This is a genomic window from Coriobacteriaceae bacterium (assembly GCA_025757745.1).
Taxonomy (GTDB): domain Bacteria; phylum Actinomycetota; class Coriobacteriia; order Coriobacteriales; family Coriobacteriaceae; genus Collinsella.
The window spans coordinates 104,420-124,369 of record CP107217.1 but is presented as its reverse complement, the minus strand read 5'-3'; the positions used below and the strand labels follow the sequence as shown (position 1 = coordinate 124,369).

The following is a 19,950-nucleotide window of genomic DNA, read 5'->3' as shown; positions in this document are numbered from 1 at the left end:
TTGTCGCCAAAACCTAACGCTTGCGACGCTTGGTCGCGGCGATGCCGGCCGCGGCAACGGTTGCGCCGGCGATGCCCAAGGCGGCGACCGTCATCGCGGTGGAGTCACCCGTGCTGGCGAGCTCCGTGCCGCCGGACTTCTTGCCGTTCTCGCCCTTACCCTTGGACTTGTTCGTCGTCACCGTGGTCGTCGTCGAAGTCGAACCGCCTGCAGGTACCCCGGTGCCGCCAGAGCCATCCGCACCGCCGCCCTGCTCGCCGTCGCCAGGCGTCGGCTCGGGCTCTGGCTTCAGACCGGGATCGGGCGTCGGCTCAGGCACCGCCTCATCGGTCACCGTAATCGTAATGTTCAGACGCTCGGAATACTCGCTGTACGACATGCCAGGGCGCTGTGCCGCAATGCGCACATACATGTTGCTATCGAGCGCAATGGGCTCGGTGTACTTTACACGGCCTTCGTCACGGCAGGGGCAGGTGTCGTTGGTGGTGTACCAAATCGTCGCGCCATCCTCGGCAGAAAGCTCCAGCTTCGTGCCCTTGGGCACCGTAATGTAGTTCTCCTTGGGCGACCATGCACCAAACGTCGTCGCACCAATCGTCGCCACCGGTCGCGCCGGTCGCACTGCCTCGGCAGACACGCGAACGTCGACCTGCTTGGACAGTGCCGTGCCGTCCACCGTCGCCGTCAACGTCGTCAAGCCAGGCAGAGCACCATGCAGCGCAAACGTCGCCGCGCCGTCCTCGCCCGTCACGGCCTGGATGGCATCGACAGAGCAGATAGCCGAGGACTCCAGCCCAACACTAACCTTGGCGCCCGCAAACGGCTTGCCCGCCCTATCGGTCACGTGCGCCACCAGCTCAAAGTCACTGCCCTCAAGCATGGTCACGGCCTGCTCCACGTTGAGCTTGAGCTTGTCGGCACGAACGCCCACGACAAGCTCGCCACTTGCCCAGCGCGCCATGGCCGTACCGGCGTAGTTGCGAGCACCGTCGAGCTCAAACGCCACCGTCGAGCCCGCCTCACGCGCATCGGCATAGCGAATACGCAGCACGCGCGACAGCGGCTTGCCATTGGGATCATCCTGCTTATCGAGCCACGCATACGTTACGTCGCCCAAGCCCTGCGCACACAATGCGACCAGGGCATCGTCGCTCGCGTCCATATACTGCGTAAACTCAACCTCGACGCAATCGGTATAGGCATGGGCCGAAGCCACCTCGGGCGCCGCCGTCGACACCAAGCCAATGTTCACCTCAGTCTGAATCGGCGGCACGCGCAGCCAAGCCGAACGCGCCTCCTCATACCCGTCCTTGGTCACGCGCACCTGATACCAGCCAGTCGGCGTATTCCAGTTGTACGCACCGTCCGCACCCGTTGCAAGCGGATTGTCCTGCTCATACTCCTCGGCATCCCAACGCACTGCATTGGTGCCGGCTGCATCGTCGGCGCTCCACAGCTCAACCGTCGCGCCTTCAACCGTATTGGACAGCAGGCCCTCGTACACCACGCCCGCAGGGTCGGGTGCAGCCTTGGCAGCCACATTGCGGTAACGCGCCTCGAAGATCGACTGCATCTTCTCGTCCGAGATCAAGCCGTCCTTGTTGGCCTTGTAGACCTCGGAATCGGTCAGCTCGCCCCAGTTGACCGTAATACGATTCTGGCACGCGCGCTCCACCTGCTCGCAGGCAACATCGTAGGCGCATTCGGCGTTGGTCAGCTTAATCGCGCGCTCCGAACCTACGCTGGTCGAAGCCGCATCATAGGCAGCGCCCACCACGGTACCCGCCGAACCGGCCGTCAGCACGCCGGCGATTGTCATAATGGAGCCCACTGCCACATCGGTGCTATCGTGGCAGAGCTGGCGATACAGCAGATCCTCAAACGCACGCGCCTTCTCCATGGCGTCACGCAGCGCGTAAATGCACTTCCAGTCGTCCTCGGTCTTCTCGGGCTTGGCAAGCAGGCGCGTATGCTGAAGCTCATAGCCCTCGCGCTCGCCCTTCACCTTCTGCATACGGACGTTCACGTTCTCCCAGTTCTTGCTGGCATCGTTCACGCCGTAAATGCCGGTAAAGATGCCGATGCCCTGGGTCGCCGCGGGAAACGCCTGGCCGGCCGCCTTCCACGCATCGGTCTTAAAGACCTGTCCGAACATCTCGCACTCGATCTTATAGCTCTTGAGCGAACGGATCGTGCGGATGAGCTTCATATGGGCGCTCGCGTCGCCGTTACGCTTCCAAGCCATAAGCCAGCCGCGAATCGTAGAGTTATTGAGGCTATGGACCACATTCCAGTTATCGTACAGATTGTCCAGAATGTCACACTGCATGGCGATCGAGTTAAACAGAAGCGCCTGGTTCTTGTTGTTATTGGAGTTCTCGATAAACTCCGACTCGATATAGGCCGTCTGCTCGCCATCGGGCGCGGCGACCTTAAAGCCCTTGACGGTATCGTCGTCAGCCGCCTTGTAGCTCAGCGAGCTGCCGAGCGCCTGGCCCAAATCGTTAAACCCGCTCGTCGACTGACCATTGTACTCGCTGGCCTTAATGCCCGCACACTTGTTGAGCGCCGCAGCGGTTGCGTCATTCCAGCTTCCGTATTGGTTGAGCTGGCCGATACCCATCGACTGGCCCACCAGATCCTCGGCCTGCTGGGCAATAAACTCCGCTCGCGATGCATGGTCGACGAGCTCCTTGATGGCGGCCGCATCCGCAGCGTTCGCGCCCTGGGCCGCCGCGAGTTCCTGATACCAATCCTCGCTGGTGCCGTAAGCATCCTCAAAGATCATCTTGTCCACATTGACGCCATAGCTGTCGCCCTGCTGGGTCAGCAGCGCCGACGACCCGCCGACCGCGGCCTTGAGCTCAGCCGCAAACTGCGCGGCCTCGTCGTTGCCAGCACCATCACCCTCGCCGTCGCTGGCGGCAGGGTCGCGACGAGCCTTACGCGCAGCTCCACCTTGGGCTTCGTCCTCTTTACCGTCCTTGTCCTCTTCGGCAAACGCATCGGCGACCATCTGGTCAATCGCGTCGTTAAAGGCCTCGTCGACATCATTAAACGAGTTATCCATCATATACTCGTGCCACTGCTGCACGGCATTCGAGAACTCCTGCTGGCGCTCCTCGGCCGCGGCGGAATGCTTTTTGGCCGAAGCTTTGGCGTCAAAACTCAGCATGGCCATAAGCTGGGCATTGGAGATGCGGTAGGTCTGCGGCATAAAGATCTGCTCAAAGTTGCCGCAGTTCACATAGGTCGAGTCATTCGCCTTGTTAAACTCATTAAGCAGCTTAAGGTAACCCTCGTCCACATACTCCGCCGCATAGCGCACGCGGGTGCCCTCGCGCGACTTTTGAGTCAGAGGAATCGTCACCGTCTTGCCATCCACGCAGTCCACGTACAGGTCGAGCGTGTCGGCGGCCTCTTCGTTTCCCACCTCGAGCGTGATGTCAAAGGTCCAGTAGGCATTCTTCTTTTGTGGTAGATGATGGAAGGTCCACAGGCCCTTGCCGGTGTCCTTGCCGTCCTTGACCAGGTTTTGCGTACCGCCACGATACGTCACATCAAAGTTCCAGACCGAAGCACCCGGAACATAGCGCACATAATTGCGAGCCGTCACCTCTGCGGCAGCGGCGGCGACATCGGTCGAGCCCACGCGCGCTTCGAGCGTCACACGCTCGGCAGCAAGCGTATCCTGCGGCAGTTCGTATTCAATCTTGGCACGGCCGAGTTTATTGGTCTTGCCGGTGTACTTTGCAGCCGACGAGCCCGTCCCCACGGTGAGCTGCACGCTCTTGCACGGCGCTGCATAAACGTAGGCCACATTGCCCAGCAGGCTGTGAACGTCGGTGTTGTCGACCTCGATGCGCGATCCGCTAACCTCAAGCGTGGTGCTTCCCAGCGGCAATGTCACCTCGCCCAGCGTAATAAGCGGCGAGACGGCATAGATGCCCGCGGCCTTAGGCTTAAAGCGCACAAACACATCGGCGCCCGCACTCTTCTTCATATCGAGAACGAGGTTGTCGCCCTCCCAAGTTGTGGCAGCCCACATGGCATCGGAGCTGGCGCCGGCTTCGCGAGCGCCTGCGGACACATCCTCGACGGCATCCTTGGCCAGAGGAATCTCAATCTTGGCAGCCTGGCTGTCCTTGAGCTCGTAATGAATGCGCAGCTCGGTCTCCGCGCCAACGACCGCGGACGAATCAGCGATAACCGAGCCCGCCGTCAGCCCGCGCTCGGCACGATACGTCTCCACGTCAAACGTGGGGACGTCGAGCGTCACGTCGAGCTGTTTGCCGTCCTCAATCTTCACCTGCTTTTGCGCGATATGCTTACCCACGGTCAGCCCTAGGCGGCTAAACGTGGAATAGCTCGTCGCTTGGATGTCGTAGCTCGTCTTGTTAAAGGCGACGATGGTGTACGAACCGGCCTTAAGGCGCGGCGTCTCGGCCTTCATGATAGGCGTGGTGCCATCGTCTTCGTAACCCATCAAATGGGTGACGCCGTCGGCGACTAGCTTGCCGTCGGACGTACGGAACACCAGCACGCGGTTGGCGCCCTGGTAGTCGCCCTTGGTCGTGACCGTCGCCGTGCCCCAGGGTTTCAAGTCGATATCGACCTTGCCGGCCGAAGGCTTCACCGTCGCCGTCGCCCCACCCAGCTTGAGGCTGTCTTTGGGCTCGAGCGTTATCTCCAGATCCTGGTCTGCATCGGCAATGGCCTGCGACACCACGAGCGCTGTACCCTGGATACGGTAGTCGTTTTCCTTGTCGCCCTTGGCAGGCTTAAGCGTCTTGCCGCCGCTCTTCACCGTCAGATCGATGTTATCGAGACTATCGAGCTCAATGCGTTCGGTCTTATCCTGGCCTGCGACCGGTTCGAGATAGGCCACATTAAGTTCAATCGCGCGCGAAGCCGGAATCTTGGTAAAGTCCTCAGCCTTAATCTCTCCGATATTCCATGTGCCCGTCATCTGGTCGCCCGGGCGCGCCAGCACCATGTCATAGTAACCGCTGAGCGAAATGCGCAGGGTGGCTGCTGTCTTGGAGAGAGCGTCCGCTGTAAAGCTGCCGTCATCGCCAACCGCCAGCGGCGTGGACTGCCCCGCCTGCACGAGTGTAGCCGTCACGCTCTGGGGAAGTTTGCCCGTCACCTGGGCCGCCTCGCCCATCCACTCAAACGTGTAGGCAGGCTTCGAGGAATCGACGGAGTCCTTGCGATCGGCCACGGCATCGGCAAGCTTTTTGACCATCGAGGGGTTGCCAGCCGAATCGGTCGCATAGGCATAGATGGTCTGGCCTTCACTAAAGGGAATCGCATACGTTACGCCATCGATTGTCACGCGCTCATTATAGTCGCCCGGATAGCCCGCCTCACCAAACTGAAGATCGGGGTTCATCACGCGCAGGGCAACGGCATTATGGTTCGTCTCGTTTCCGTATCTCGTGTTCTCAAAAGCTCCCCACTCTATCATTTCCACGCTTTTGGGTAGCACAATCTCTTTGCCGGCAATCGCAGGATCAAGAGAGGCGAACGCGTGCGCTCCGATATATTTAACGCCGTCGCCGATCGTCACCGACGACACATGCGAGCACCCGTCAAAGGCATTGCGCTCAATCCGCTCCACCGTGCCCGGCACATTGATCTGCGTAAAGGTGAGCACTGTTGTGTCCGAGACATAGAACTGTGGCACGCCGCAATAGGCGAATGCAAGATAGTCGATAGTTTTGACCGAAGGCGGCAGCGTTGCCACCACCTTGTCGTCAAGTTGTTCACATTCCTTAAAGGCCTGCTCGGGAATCGTGGTAAAGGCCGCGTTGTTGGGCCAGGTTACCGTTTGGAGCGTCTTGCTTTTGTAGAATGCATAGCTCTTGAGCTCCTCGACCGAATCGGGCAGTGCGATCTCTTTGATGCTGCTGCCGCCCAAGCCTCCAACCGAGCGGACATGCGAATTAGGGGCGAAGGCGATCGATGTGAGCGCAGCGCTTCCCATACCCGTAAGGCTTACGACATTTTTGTCGTCGATGGTCGAGGGCACCTCCAACGTGGTAATGCCCGCGTCGCCATACTCGATAGATATTTCGTTGGTGAGGCTATCAATCGAGAAGTAGTACTGCGCGGGGGTCTGCTCGCCGGCCACGTAGCCATCGTCGTATTCGTCCTTTACGCCCGTGGCGCCCTTCGAGGTCATCCAGAGCCCAAGATCCTCATTCCAGGTTGCTTCGGCTTCGGCGGTCTCCTCCTGCTTCTGCTGTTCGGCGAGCTCCTTGCCCTCGACAAGATCGATGGCGAGCGTGGCCACGGGCGTGCTCTCGGTCTGCCCAGCGCCCGTCAGGCCTGCCGCCGATGCAATCTCGGAGTCCGGGGGCGTAGGGGTGTCACCGGCGGCGGGCACTGTGGGATCGGCAGCGCCGGCATCGGGCGCGGGGTCGGCGGAAGCAGAGTCTGACGTTTGGGCGTCAGCCGAATCGGCGGGAGCGGCGTCGGCTGCTTGGCCGTTATCCGCCTGCACAAAAGTGCCGTCGGTGGTGAGGGTCTCGGCAAACGCGCCCGCGGGCAACGAGCCCGTCACCATGGTGAGGGTCACCGCGGCAACGGTCAGGCGGCGGCAAAGCGCTCGAACAGTAGTCCACCTCATGGTCGTTCCTTTCCTGCAAACCAAAAGTCATCCAGCGTAATCGTCGTCCAAAAACAAAGCGAACGGCAGGTTCATATATACGAACCTACCGTTCTACCTGCGCAAACCGCCACAAAGGGGACAGGCACCTTTGTGGCGGTTCTGGACTTGGCCGGCCAGTTTGTCTCAATCTGTAACAGTTAGAGACCAAATTCCCCGCTACGTGTTACAGATCGAGACATTAGATTGGCGGCCATTCGGTTCATCTCAATCTGTAACATCCAGAGCCGTTTTGGGCAGTTTGGTGTTACAGATCGAGATTTTGCTGGAGCCGAGGATAGGCGCCGTCACCAAAACCTAGCGCTTGCGGCGCTTGGTCGCGGCGATGCCTGCGGCGGCAAGGGTTGCGCCGGCGATGCCCAGGGCGGTGACCGTCATCGCGGTGGTATCCCCCGTGGTAGCCAGGACAGCATCGCCCTTCTTGGCCTGCGTGGTTTTCTCAACCGTCTTGGTCGTGGCGGTTGTCGTGGCCGGCTTAGCCGCGGGTTTGGTCTCGGGCTTCACCTCGGGCTTGGCCGCGGGCTTAACCTCAGGCTGCGGTGTCGGCTTGGGATCCGGCGTAGGCTGCGGATCGGGAGCCGGCGTAGTCTCAGGCGTAAACATCAGATTGGTGTTCAGCCACAGGGTGAAAATCCAACCGCTCTCGGGATCAACCTCACTTGCCTCGCCCACCTGATAGCCACACTCAACCCCATTGATCTTCAGCTTGGTATTGGGCGTAAAGTAGAAACCACGCGCCGGCTTAAAGTACAGGCCGTAACGATAGGTCACACCGGGCTTAAACGCGTCGATATGGTTGGTGATGTGCTGGTCCCAGAACTCAACGGAATTTACTTCGCTGCCGTCGCTGCCCGTCCAGAACTCGCACTGGAGAATAGAGTCGGAACCCGCCGGAGTACCCGCCGTAAAGACCGGCCTGTCGCCTGCCTTAAAGGTGGTCATGGCACCGTTAATCTCGATAAGGTCGATGGCCCGCCATTCGTCGATCGGCTGCTCGCACAGCATATTGTCAGCGTTTGGCGCGAAGACGCCGTTGTCGGTCTTGATGTGGTGCGCCCAATGACCGTTGACGTTCATATTGCAGTCATCGGCCACGGTATTGTCGCCCTTGAGCCTCAGCTCGACGGAATACATGTAGAACTTGCCCTCTTCGAAGTGGTCAATCTTCTTCATGCCCGGCGTGTACTTTGCGGGATCGGAATACCAGAAGGCGACGGGTACCGACTCCCCGGATTCCATATTGAGCTCCATTTCCTCCCAGCACTCGTAGGCGATCTCATACTTGTCGGCATCGGCGGCGGGAATCGTCGCGGTCGCGCGGGGCGCCTCGCCGGGCGCGTAGTCGGTCTTCACGTCGTTGACGTTCAGGTTATGGAGGGCTTCGTTTTCTGACGCAACGAGCGTAATTTCGCTATTGATGGCGTAGCGGAGGTAATAATCGTACCTGGTTTCGTTGAGGATAGTCGAGCTGCCTTCATAGTCAGTTCCGGTATACTCCAGTGCCGTGCCAATATAGAGATCCTCATTGCGCGTGAGTCGATACGAGCCGCCTGCCGCGCCACCCGTAAAGGTCAGCGTCAGCCTCATGTGATCGCCAACGGGCTCAAAGCGGGCCGTCACATCGGACATAGATGCGTCCTGGACTTCAACCAGGGTGCCCGAAACAGCATCGGCCCGGTAGTACTTGGTTTCGACAAGTTCGCAGGGCGGCTCATCCGGCATGCCGCCCTCAACATCGGGAAAATCATAGGTGTACGACTGACCCTTTTCGAGCGTGATGTTGCCCGGAAGCCCGCAGTTCGTATCGTGGCGGACCACGGTCGTGTTGACCTTAACACCGCTCCCGCCTGTCACATCGGTCACGCCACAGGGCATGATGGCGTCATTCGCCGGCGTGGCGGCGTTGTCGCTGGGAGTATTTTGTTCAGCGGGTGCCGCATCGTTGGATTCATCGGTGGCGCCAGTCGGGGCCGTCTGCTGAGGCTCAGCGGTGGCTTGCGCCGCCGGAGCAGCATCGGTTGCAGGCGCGGTCGAAGCGGCTGGTGCGGTCGTTGCGGCCGCATCCTCCGCAACCGTCGGCGTCACCGGAGCCGCGGCAACCCCATCCGTCCCAGCGGCGGGATCGGCGCATTCCGTCGCCAGCGCCACGCTCGGCAGCAGCAACTGACCGACCATAAGCGCACACGCGCCGGCGCAAGCTATTTTGGCACCCACACAACGCCAAGTACCGTGAACCAGCGAGCAGGTGGACTCACGTTGAGCTTGCTTGTCAAAGTGACTTTCGTTCATAACGGCCTCCTTGGTCGTAGGGACATACCACCACAAAGGTGTCCGTCCCCTTTGTGGTGGTTCTGTACCACAAAGATGTGCCAAATGGCTCCGTATGCCTAGGTTCGCAGATGTGAACCTAGGTCTCTACCTGCGGTTTAATTCAATATGATTTCGCCATCGCCACACTCGTCCCGGGAACGCTACAATCGAGGACACGATCATTCGTCCACCCAAAGGACCGTCCTTGAACCTGAGCAGGCCTAAAATCAACGCGCTTCTGGCACTCGCGCTCTTCACTTTCGCCTTCCTTGCCGCCGAGTTTCGCTTCGACGTCAACGTCGGCCTGCTCGCCGGTGCCGAACGCGTTGTAATCGCACAGGGTCTTATTCTAGGTGCGAGCGTGCTCGGCTTTATCGGATACGCGCCGCTGCTCGGGCTCGCACAGCGCAAAGGCCACTCACTAGCAGCCGTCAACGCCGCCGGCGTCCCTATCGTCATCGTGGGCCTGACCCAAATTCAGTTCCCTACGGCCCCGCTTGCCCTCGAGATTCTGGGCTGCGTGGCATTCCTTGGACTCGGCCTGCTGGGTGCCGCCGCTCACCACACCTTCGCGACGGCATTCCAAGACGATTCCAAGCTTGCCACTGGCGCAGGAGCAGCCTATGCCGCGGGCATCCTGATGCAGTTCGCCGTCAACCTGCTCAATTGCGGCGGTATCGCAGAGCTCATCGTCCTTGGCTCAGCGACTATCGCCATCTCCGTCCTCAGCGTCGTTCCCCAAAAGGCCGCCGAGAGCTCCAACCCCACTATCAATCCCTTTGTTGAGTCCTCGCACGCCCTCGCCAAGCAGGCGTGCTGGAGCATCGCGCTCGTCATGATTCTTGCCTGCTTGTTCTCGACCCTCGACAACGTGGTAACGCTCTCCAACGCTCATGGCACCATTGCCGTGCAGACTTGGCCGCGCCTCTTTTTGGCGGCGAGCGGCCTTGCCGCCGGCATTATCTTTGATCTTGCCGAGCGCCGCTACATGGGACTTGTCATGCTCGGCATCGCCGTACTCTCGACCATTTCCATCCTAGCCGTAGAGGCCGGCGCCGATCCCAACCTGGGCCTTGTCGTCTTTTACCTGAGCTCGGGCTTTTTTGTCACGTTCTTTACTGCCACCTTTACACAGCTGGCACCGCGCATGCATACGCCCGCACTGTGGGCTGGCATGGGCCGCGCAGCCAACAACGTGTGCGCGTTCACTACGTCGGGCATCTCGCTGGCACTTGCGACCTCGGGCAATGTCGCCATCATCATGATCGGTGCACTCATGCTGCTTGTGGCGGCAAGTGTGGCGTTTGTAGCTGCGGGCCTGTTCCGCCTGCCCCAAACCGAGCAGGAGCGCGAGCGCGAGCAGCTGGCAGAAGAAGCACTCGCCGCCCCCACCATCGAGGAGCAGCGCCAGGCCTTCATCGCCAACCACACTCTCACCCCGCGTGAAGTCGACGTGCTCATGGCCGTGACCCAGGACGAGCGCCCGCTCAAACAGATTGCTGATGAGCTCGGCATCTCGATGCGCATGGTGCAGCGTCACCTGAGCTCCATCTACCAAAAGACCGACACGCAGACGCGCGCCGGTCTCACCAAAGCCTTCCCCTCGGCTTAAAACAAAAACCACCACAAAGGTGTCTGTCCCCTTGTGGTGGTTTTGGTCGGTTAGCCTTCGAGCTGAGCTACTTTGTAGCGGTAGGCTGCGGCGATGACGTCCTTGCAGCCCTCGCGACCCAGCTTGGCGCGGTTGACGACGATGTCCTTGCCGCTCGTCATCTTCCACTTTCCGGCGCTGTAGCGCTTATAGAACGCCTCGCGCGCCTTCTGCTGCTGCTTGACCAGCTTGGCGCCCTTCTTTTTGTTGAGGCCGCGCTTTTTGCGCACAATCTCGACGCGGTCCTCAAAGGGTGCGGTCACCAGCACGGCAATGTGGTTGGGGTTGTTACGCAGCAGGTAATCGGACAGGCGGCCTTCGATAATGCAGCTCTCGGTCTCGCCCAGATCCAAAATCACCTGGCTCATCTTTTGGAACAACTTGTCCGAGTACGAACGCGCGTCATAGCGGTCAGGCAGAAACGCCATGTTCTCCACGGCCAGGCGTTCGTCATAGGCGGCCATCTTATCGAGCGACTCGCCCGCGCGCAGAGACGCGCGTACCAGCAGCTCGTTGTCGTACAGCGGAATCCCCAACTCGTTGGCGAGGATGCGTCCGATCTCGTGGCCCTCGGCACCAAAGTCGCGCGCGATGGTAATGACCACAGGACTCTTCTTGTTCTCCAGATCGCTCATCGCGATTCCTTTCTCTATGTGACAAAGGGACTGTCCCTTTGTCACATTCTACGCTGCCACCATTCGCCTCTGATATGCCCTCACCAGCAGCGAGATACCAAAGTTGAGCACAAAGTACATCGCAAACACCAGGCCGTAGAGCATAAGCACCTGCGACAGATCGATCGCATGGGCCATCACGACATTTGCCGTGTACATGAGCTCGGCCACGTTAATGCCCGAAAGATACGAGCTGTCCTTGATGACGGTCGTGCACTGGCTAAACAGCGCCGGAATGATCGTCTTAAACGTCTGCGGCAGAATGATGTAGCGCATGGTGGCAAAGAAGCCGAAGCCTTGGCTCTGCGCTGCCTCAAACTGGCCGCGCGGAATCGAGTTGAGGCCGCCGCGCACAATCTCGGCCATAACGGCGCTGGTAAACAGCGTAAAGGCGATGGTCGAAATCACAATGTCCAAACCCTGCACCGTAAAGTAGATAAACAGGATCCACAGCAGGTTCGGCGTGCAGCGGAACAGCTCGATATAGGCGCTCACCAAAATACGGAACGGGCGGGGCGCATAGCTTTTAACGAGCGCCAGCGCCGTGCCAAAGATGAGCGAGAAAAAGATCGACAGCGCCGAGATCTCGATGGTCTTAACAAAGCCGCCCCAAATGTAGAGCAGGTTGGTCGCGTTGAAGATTTCCATGCGCTAGGCCTCCTCTACGTTGTCGAGCCCCAGCTCGGCCAGACTTACGCCGCGCGGACGCTCCTTGGAGCGGCGCTCGAGCCACTGCACCAGCATGGCGAGCGGAAAGCAGATGATGAAGTACATGAGGCAGCAGACGATGTATCCCTGCAGGTAACCGTACAGACTCACAAAGTTGTCGGAACGGTACATAAGGTCGCCGCCGGCCACAAGCGCCAGCACCGACGTGTTCTTGACCAGGTTGAGCGCCTGGTTACACAGCGGCGGCAGAATGATCTTGAATGTCTGGGGCAGCACGATGTACCAATACGCCTGCGCACGGGTGAAGCCCTGGCTCTGGGCCGCCTCCATCTGACCGCGCGGAACCGCCTCGATACCGGTGCGGATGACCTCGGAGATGTAGGCCGCGTGATACAGGCCCACGCCCAAGAAGCCCAGCACGAACGGCGCGATGCGCACCGGCTGGTCGGCACCGGTTATGACCTGCAAAAACTGCGGACCGGCCATGTACATAAAGAGCACCTGCACGGGCAACGGGGTGTTCTGGTAAAACTCCACGTACACGCGGCTTATGGCGCGCAGCACGCGCGAGCGAGTGGTAGAGAACACGCCCAGCAGCGTGCCCAGCACCAGCGACAGCAACAGACCGGCAACGACCACTTGCAGCGTCACGCCAAAGCCCTCCCAGAAGGGCCCCATGTTTTGAAATGTCGTCGACCAACGGTCGGCGTCAAATAATCCTTCGAGCATTTGATTCCCTCCTTGGACGATGCGCCTATACAAGACCCCAGGTCTTGACCTCTTGGTCGAGCCAGCCATCGGCCAGGCGATCGCAAATCACCTGATCGACCACGGCCGAAAGGTCGCAGCCCTTCTTGGTCGCCACGCCGTAGCCCTGCTCGCCAAACTTGACTTCGGGCTGCAGCAGCTCAACGGTCTCGTTCATGTAACCGGCCAGCGTGGAGCGGTCCATGGCAAAGACGTCGATATTGCCGGCGTCGAGTGAGCTCTTGATGATGGGGTAGCCGCTAAAGGCCCTAAACTCGGGCTTGCAGCTAAAGCCGTTGTCCTTGATCATCTGCTCGATCAGGCTCTGCGTGGTGGCGCCCTGGCTCACGCCAATGACCTTGCCATCCAGGTCCTCAATCGAGGTAAAGCCCGAACGCTTCTTGACCATAAGTCCCACGTAGTCGGTGCGGTACGGCGTCGAGAAATCCCAGCTCTTCTTGCGCTCGTCGGTGATGGTGTAGGTCGCCGCGACCACGTCGAGTTGGCCGTTATCGATCAGCGGGCCGCGCGTCTTGGGCGTTACATCGGTAAACTCGACAAGCTCCTTGGCGCGGGCCTCCTTGTAGCTCACGCCAAAGACGGCAGCGGCGATTTGGTAGCACAAATCGACTTCCATGCCCTCAAAGCGGCCCTTGGCGGTGTCGTAATAGCCATAGCCGGGAACGTCCTTCTTAACGCCGGCATTCAGGTGGCCACGCGACTTGATGGCCGCAAGCTTGGACCCCTTGTCGGAGCCCTCGCCGCTGGTGGAGTTGCCGCAACCGGCAAGCGCGGTCCCCGTCAGCGCGAGCATGCCGGCGCCCGCCAGCTGCAAAAAGTGACGGCGTGACACGGCCGCCCTCGTCATATCCGTCATGTCCATCACCGCGCCTAGTGCAAAATCTTGGACAGGAACTCGCGGCAGCGCGGGTTCTCGGGGTTATCGAAGAAGTGCTCGGGCGTGCCCTCCTCCAGGATGCGGCCGTCCTCCATAAAGATGACGCGGTCGGCCACCTGGCGCGCAAAGCCCATCTCGTGCGTCACGCAGATCATGGTGATGTCCTCCTGCGCGAGCTCAATCATAACGTCCAGAACCTCCTGGACCATCTCGGGGTCGAGCGCCGAGGTCGGCTCGTCAAACAGGATGATGGGCTGCTTGGTGCACAGGGCACGGGCGATGGCGATGCGCTGCTGCTGACCGCCCGAGAGATTCTGCGGATACTCGCCGGCCTTATGCGCCATGCCGACGCGCTTGAGCGCGGCGATGGCGATCTCGGTCGCCTCCTCCTTGCTCTTCTTTTGCAGCTTGATGGGCGCGAGCGTCAGGTTGCCCAGCACCGTCATGTTGGGATACAGGTTAAACTGCTGAAACACCATAGAGCTATACTTGCGAGCCATCTCCAGGTGATTCTTCTTGGTGAGCGGCGTACCGTCGATGACGACCTCGCCCGACGTGGGCTCCTCAAGATAATCGACGCAACGGATGAGCGTCGACTTACCCGAGCCGGAAGGCCCGATCATTACGAGCTTCTCGCCGCGCTTGACGGTGAGATTGATATCTTTGAGCACATGCAGGTCGCCAAAGTACTTGTTGAGATGCTTGATCTCGATCATGTCTGCCATGAATGTCCCTTCCCTGCGCTTACACGAATTGCTCTATTTTACGGAAAGAACCACGTTTCCGCAGCCCACACTACATTCCCGTAAAGAACCCGCAACCTTCCACCTAGTCATTGGGGACAGGCTTAAATGAGTACCCGCTCATTGGGTACTCATTTAAGCCTGTCCCCAATGAGCGCCCACAACCGCCCTTGTTGAGCATAGGTCAGCGAAAACCCGTACACGCGAGCAAGGTGACGTGAAATGAAAGGGCGCAGACCTTATGGTCGCGCCCTTGAAATTGAACGTCAGATTGCCGTGTGTACGGGTTTGCAGCGTCGAGCCGTTACGCGGTTTGGTAAAACCGCGTAACAAATTACGCAAGTTTGGCGCCGACGATCTTTGCCGCGGCAGGCTTATCGAAGTTGCCGCCGGTGGCCTTGCCGAGTGCACCCATGACCTGGCCCATCTGCTTCTTGGACGTCGCGCCCAGCTCGGCGATGACCTGCTCGATCAGAGCCTCGAGTTCCTCGCCCGAAACCTGCGCAGGCAGCAGGCTCTCCAGAATCTTGACCTGCTCGGTCAGGTTGTCGGTACGGTCCTGGTCGGTACCGGCCTTAATGGACATCTCCAGCGTCTCGCTCGTCTGCTTAATCAGACGCTTGATCATGCTGTTGACGTCTTCCTCGGTCACATCGCGGCGCTCGTTGACCTCGATGTTCTTCACCTCGGTCTTAACCTGGCGAATGATGGACAGGCGAACCTTGTCCTTGGCCTTCATGGCCGCAATCATTTCCTTCTGCAGCTCTTCGTTGGTCATCTGCAAATCCTCCTCAATAGTGCGGGCGGCACTCGCACGAGCGCCGCCCCATGATTACTCAGTCGTCGACGAATCGTCGGTCGAACTCTTGGTGACGCCCTTCAGGCTGACGTTGTACGGCACGTCCTTGGGCATGGGGTTAACGGTGATGTCGGCGTCCTTCTTGTACTGCTCCAGCCACTCGCTGTACGCGGTGCTGGCCGCTTGCGTCTTCACCACGTTAGAGACGTACTTCTTGATGTCCTTGGGCACCTGCTTAATGTCATCGACCTGATTATCGACATGGAAGTAGTCGGTGCACTTGATGATGTGGTAACCATAGGTCGACTCGACCACGTCACTCACGTCGCCCTTGTTGAGCCCCTCGAGCGCCGCCTGGTAGCTGTCGACGAAGGTGGTGAGCTTATCCCAACCCACATCGCCCTTCTTCTCCTTGGAGCCGGTGTCGTCTGAATACTGCTTCACGGCGTCCTCAAAGCTCAGCTCGCCGGAGTTGATCTTGTCCAGGCACTCCTGTGCCTTGGCCTTGGCGGCGGCCTTGTCCTCGTCAGATGCGTCGGAATCGACCTTGATCAGGATGTTCGACGAGCGGCGGGCATCGTTGTAGTTAGACAGGTTCTCGTTGATGTAATCGACGATCTCGCTGTCCTTGGGCTTGCTGGTGGGCGCCACGGCGTCCTTGAGCTTTTGCTGTGCCAGGCTCTCCTTGAGCGAGTCCTTGTAGGTGTCCTCGGTATAGCCGTAGGTCTTAAGGGTCTTCTTAAAGGCCTTGGCACCGCCCGCGCTCTTGCACGCGTCCTTCCATGCCTTCTCGACCTCCTCGTCCGATACCGTCACCCCGTTTTCCTTCTGCGCCTGCTGAAGCAGAATCTGCTGCGCGTAGGAATCGATGAGCTGTTTGCGGTACTTTTTGGGCGTCAGGTCGTTGTCGACCAGATACTGCGCCCAGTCCTTGTCCTTGGTGTAGCCATAGGACGCGCGCATGCTCATGATCTGCTTGGTCACGGTGTCCTCGGTGAGGTTGGTGCCGTTGATGGTGGCGGCGACACCGCCGGTAAGCTTGTAGCTCGAGGTATCCTCTGCCTGCGACATGAGACCGGAGCATGCCATGGCCGAGACGGAAAGCAGCATTGCCAGCACGCCGATAACCACCAGGACAATCTTGACGGTCTTAGACACGTACGTCTTGCGCTGCTTCTTACGAGAGTTGGAGGCAGCGCGAGCCTGCTGCTCGGGCGTCGGTGCGGCCTCGGAGTTCTTTTTCTTGTTTGCCATAGTTGGCCTTTCGCATCACGAATCGAACAAACGCCATTGTGTCACAACGCGGACCCCGCGACACACCTGGCACATGGGGGATAAGTTAATCTGCACCATTTTGGTGCAAAGGGGGCATACCTGGCAGTTAGGGACAGTCCCCAAGTGCCGGTCCTAAAAGTGGCGGCGGATGGCGTCGACCATGCCCTGGCACGTGGTCTGGCCGAGCACATCGGCTGCGGCGTCGGCATCCATAAAGATATTCATAAGCGATTGCAGGGCCTCGACCTGGCCGCCCGGCTCGGCAATGCCCAAATTGATGATGATCTGCGCCGGCACGGGGGCGCCCATGCCCGCCATAGCATTGAACGTCACGGGCGCGGCGGGCTTTACCACCGCGATATAGGGCTTATCCACAAACCCCGGATCGGTATGCGGGATGGCAATGTTGGTCGCCGGCATAGCAAGCCCCGTGGGATAGGCATCTTCACGCGTGCGGACGGCGTCGAGCCAACCGGGCACAATGTAGCCGCGAGGTGCAAGCTCGTCCTCGAGCCGCACAAACACCTCATCCGGCGTCGCGCACACCCAATCAAAAAACACCAGCTCAGGTGAGAATAGCATCTCGGCGTTATCCGCCATACCGTCCTCCAAAGTTGCATGAGGTTCACAATGCCCCATATGATAGCGAAACGAGGCAGGCAAGGTTAGTCGAGGATTCCAATCATATCGAGTGCGCGGGCAGGCGTCAGGCAAACTTCGGGCATCGCCTCCAGCATGCGCCGGTCGCTCGTGACCACGTAGTCAACATCTGCCGTCTCGCCCGAAGCGATGATGAGGTTGTCTTCAAGATCCGGCATGCTCTTGCCAAGCATGCGTGCCATCTCGCACTCTGCCAACGAAAGCGGAGAGGCAGCTGCCACCTGCATCATGTGCTCAATGCAGGCCCATGACGCCGAGGCAAACGACACGTTAATCCCATTCACATTCCGCCGGGCTAGTCGCCGAGGCAAAATATAGAACACATCCTTTGCCGTCGTTGGCGCATACAGAAGGTCGATCTTTCCCGCCTCGGCCAGTTCAACCAATCTTTTCGCTTCGTCGAACGCCCCTTCTTGCAGGTAATAATCGAGCCAAACGTTCGTATCTACCAAGAGATGCTTTGCCTCAATCATCGACAATTCGCCTCAATGTCGGCAACCATCGCGTCATACATATCATCTCGTACGGCATCCCAGTCGTCCGCAGATGATCCAACTGGCGCAAAATCCGAAGCACTGAGCCCCAACGAAGAAAAAGCTAGGCCGCACCCCTGCTCGGCCAGACTCTCCGCACGGGGCGCCTCGAGCTTATCCGCCACCATAAATCCTGGCAACGTTTGATGCTCGACGAGATAAGCCCAAAGCGCACGAATGGCATCGCTCGGCCCCAATCCATTGCGAGTTAGGACTGCATCGCCACCAGCTTTGAGCATAGGGTCGATTCGCGTGTTGAGCTGCACCGTTGCTGTACCCATAGCGGCTCCTCTCTATTTGCTAGCAGTATAGCAGACATAAAAGGCCACGCAAAAGGGCTCGCCCACACGCGGACGAGGCCCTATCGGATCTCTTGGGATGGAAATGACACACGTCACGTTATCCAGAGTCCAAAATCAAAGAGGTAATAAAGGCTGGTTGGGGCACATGTGATTCCATATGCCCCAACCAGCTTTTTGATAGTTTACGTTGTAAGGAAAACCGAGCGAATCCTTTTACGCACGATGGCGGGGTGCATCAATTGCGACCTTGCCGCTCTCCAGCACGTGGACGCGGCCGTCGGCGAGCATCTGAACAACCTCGGGATACAGCACGTGCTCAATCGCGTGGATGTGCTCCTCGAGCGTATCGACATCCCAACCCTCCTCGACAGCCAGCGCGCGCTGGGCGATGATGGGGCCGTTGTCGTAGATCTCGTTGGCAAAATGTACGGTCACACCGGTCACCTTGACGCCGCGCGCAAAGGCATCGTCGATCGCATGCGCGCCGGTAAAGCTCGGCAGCAGCGCCGGATGCAAGTTGACCACGCGGTTGGGAAACGCCGCTAGCAGAGGCGTGTGCACCATGCGCATGTAGCCGGCCATGACCACATATTCGCAGCCGCGCTCGAGCAGCTCGTGCGCGATGATCTCGTCAGCGGCGATGGGATCGGCATAGACATCCTTGGACAGCGTAAGCGTCTGGATGCCCGCGCGCTCAGCACGCTGCAGGCCCTTGGCCGAAGGACGGCTCGACACCACGAGCTCAATCGAGGCATTGAGCTTGCCGGCGGCAATCAGGTCGATCAGCGCCTGCAGATTGGTACCGGAGCCGCTGATGAGCACACCGATCTTGAGCGGCTCAGCCGTATCGGTGTCAGTCGGACGAGTATAGGGCACAAAGTCCAGGCCCTCGGCGGCAGCCATCTGCTCGTTAGCGCTCATCGGAGTACACGACCTTACCGGAACCCTCGACGCACTCGCCCACGCGGAACGGCTTCTCGCCCAGCGCGACCAGGGCCTCGGTAACCGCAGCCTCGTCCTCGGGGGCGACGATCAGGCACAGGCCGACGCCCATGTTGAAAGTCTTGCATGCCTCGTTGGGCGCGAGCTCGGCCTGGCGCGACACGTAGGTGATGACGGGCGGAACGTCCCAACCCATCTCGGCGCCGTTGCGGGTGACCACGGCGTCGACGTCGTCGGCAAGCGCGCGGTTGAGGTTCTCGGTGATGCCGCCGCCGGTGATGTGGGCAATGGCGTGCACCGGAGCGCCACCGCGCAGCAGCTCAAGAACCGGCTTGACGTAGATGCGCGTGGGGGCCAGCAGAGCGTCGGCCAGCGATGCGCCGCCGAGCTCCTCGAGCGGGCGGCTCAGCTCCTCGGCCTTAGCAGCGGCCTCGGGCGTGCCCGGCTTGATGCCGTCGACGCCGATGACCTTACGCACCAGCGAGTAGCCGTTGGAGTGCACGCCGGTAGAAGGCAGGCCCAGAATCACGTCGCCGGGGCGGACGTTCGCGGGGTCGAGCATCTTGGGACGGTCGACGACGCCCACGGTAAAGCCGGCGAGGTCGTAGTCGGCGGGAGCCATAACGCCGGGGTGCTCGGCCATCTCGCCGCCCACGAGCGCGCAGCCCGCGAGCTTGCAGCCGTCGGCCACGCCCTTGATGATCTTTGCCATGTGCTCGGCCTCGATGTGGCCGATGGCAACGTAGTCCAGGAAGAACAGCGGCTCGGCGCCCGATGCCAAGATGTCGTTGGCGCACATGGCGACCAGGTCCTGGCCCACCGTCTCGTGACGGTCCATGATCTGGGCGAGCACGAGCTTGGTGCCCACGCCGTCGGTACCGCTGATCAGGATCGGGTCTTCCATATCCTTAAGCGCGGCGGCCGAGAACAGGCCGCCAAAGCCACCGATACCGCCGATGACCTCGGGGCGGTTGGTGTCCTTAACCATCTGCTTAATAGCGTCGACGGCGCGGCCGCCCTCGGCGGTATCGACGCCGGCATCCTCATACGTCACATGCTTGCTGTCGCTCATCT

At 59.9% G+C, this 19,950-nt stretch carries 15 protein-coding genes; 1 reads left to right on the top strand and 14 read right to left on the bottom strand.

Annotated elements, in window-relative coordinates:
* Positions 1-13 precede the first annotated feature (13 nt).
* Both OGM60_00505 and OGM60_00500 read right to left on the bottom strand, forming a co-directional pair.
* Complete coding sequence (locus OGM60_00505; protein ID UYI99304.1) at positions 14-6,634, bottom strand: leucine-rich repeat protein; 6,621 nt, start codon at positions 6,632-6,634, stop codon at positions 14-16.
* A 336-nt stretch (positions 6,635-6,970) separates the two neighbouring features.
* The gene (locus OGM60_00500) at positions 6,971-8,962 is read right to left on the bottom strand and encodes an LPXTG cell wall anchor domain-containing protein (protein ID UYI99303.1); all 1,992 of its coding nucleotides are present in this window, start codon (positions 8,960-8,962) and stop codon (positions 6,971-6,973) included.
* 226 nt (positions 8,963-9,188) lie between these two features.
* On the opposite strand from OGM60_00500, the gene OGM60_00495 reads away from it, so the two are divergent.
* The gene (locus OGM60_00495; protein UYI99302.1) at positions 9,189-10,595 is read left to right on the top strand and encodes a helix-turn-helix domain-containing protein; all 1,407 of its coding nucleotides are present in this window, start codon (positions 9,189-9,191) and stop codon (positions 10,593-10,595) included.
* 50 nt (positions 10,596-10,645) lie between these two features.
* Here the strand turns inward: OGM60_00495 and OGM60_00490 are convergent, their stop codons facing one another.
* The 12 genes from OGM60_00490 to purM form a co-directional block, all read right to left on the bottom strand.
* The gene (locus OGM60_00490; GenBank protein UYI99301.1) at positions 10,646-11,269 is read right to left on the bottom strand and encodes a cytidylate kinase-like family protein; all 624 of its coding nucleotides are present in this window, start codon (positions 11,267-11,269) and stop codon (positions 10,646-10,648) included.
* A 48-nt stretch (positions 11,270-11,317) separates the two neighbouring features.
* Entirely contained in the window at positions 11,318-11,956 is a 639-nt protein-coding gene (locus tag OGM60_00485; GenBank protein UYI99300.1) for an amino acid ABC transporter permease, read from the bottom strand.
* A 3-nt stretch (positions 11,957-11,959) separates the two neighbouring features.
* On the bottom strand, positions 11,960-12,706 hold the full coding sequence (locus OGM60_00480; protein ID UYI99299.1) for an amino acid ABC transporter permease: 747 nt from the start codon (positions 12,704-12,706) through the stop codon (positions 11,960-11,962).
* Between the two features lie 25 nt (positions 12,707-12,731).
* Positions 12,732-13,607: a transporter substrate-binding domain-containing protein gene (locus OGM60_00475; GenBank protein ID UYI99298.1), complete on the bottom strand. Its 876-nt coding sequence runs from the start codon at positions 13,605-13,607 to the stop codon at positions 12,732-12,734.
* Between the two features lie 8 nt (positions 13,608-13,615).
* Positions 13,616-14,338 carry an amino acid ABC transporter ATP-binding protein gene (locus OGM60_00470; protein ID UYJ00135.1) on the bottom strand — a complete coding sequence of 241 codons (723 nt, stop codon included), beginning with the start codon at positions 14,336-14,338 and terminating at the stop codon, positions 13,616-13,618.
* 361 nt (positions 14,339-14,699) lie between these two features.
* On the bottom strand, positions 14,700-15,143 hold the full coding sequence (locus OGM60_00465) for a GatB/YqeY domain-containing protein (protein ID UYI99297.1): 444 nt from the start codon (positions 15,141-15,143) through the stop codon (positions 14,700-14,702).
* Positions 15,144-15,197: 54 nt separating this feature from the next.
* Positions 15,198-16,418, bottom strand: coding sequence for a peptidylprolyl isomerase (locus OGM60_00460; GenBank protein UYI99296.1), 1,221 nt, complete (start codon positions 16,416-16,418; stop codon positions 15,198-15,200).
* 153 nt (positions 16,419-16,571) lie between these two features.
* Positions 16,572-17,039, bottom strand: coding sequence for a PTS sugar transporter subunit IIA (locus OGM60_00455; GenBank protein ID UYI99295.1), 468 nt, complete (start codon positions 17,037-17,039; stop codon positions 16,572-16,574).
* Positions 17,040-17,104: 65 nt separating this feature from the next.
* Positions 17,105-17,572, bottom strand: a complete 468-nt coding sequence (locus OGM60_00450) for a PIN domain-containing protein (protein ID UYI99294.1) — start codon at positions 17,570-17,572, stop codon at positions 17,105-17,107.
* Complete coding sequence (locus tag OGM60_00445; GenBank protein ID UYI99293.1) at positions 17,569-17,913, bottom strand: type II toxin-antitoxin system RelB/DinJ family antitoxin; 345 nt, start codon at positions 17,911-17,913, stop codon at positions 17,569-17,571. The genes OGM60_00450 and OGM60_00445 overlap by 4 nt, the downstream gene beginning before the upstream one ends.
* A 234-nt stretch (positions 17,914-18,147) precedes the next feature.
* On the bottom strand, positions 18,148-18,855 hold the full coding sequence (purN, locus tag OGM60_00440) for a phosphoribosylglycinamide formyltransferase (protein ID UYI99292.1): 708 nt from the start codon (positions 18,853-18,855) through the stop codon (positions 18,148-18,150).
* Positions 18,845-19,948 (bottom strand): phosphoribosylformylglycinamidine cyclo-ligase, encoded by a 1,104-nt coding sequence (gene purM, locus OGM60_00435; GenBank protein UYI99291.1) that lies wholly within the window; start codon positions 19,946-19,948, stop codon positions 18,845-18,847. Before purM ends, purN begins: the two co-directional genes overlap by 11 nt.
* Positions 19,949-19,950 lie beyond the last annotated feature (2 nt).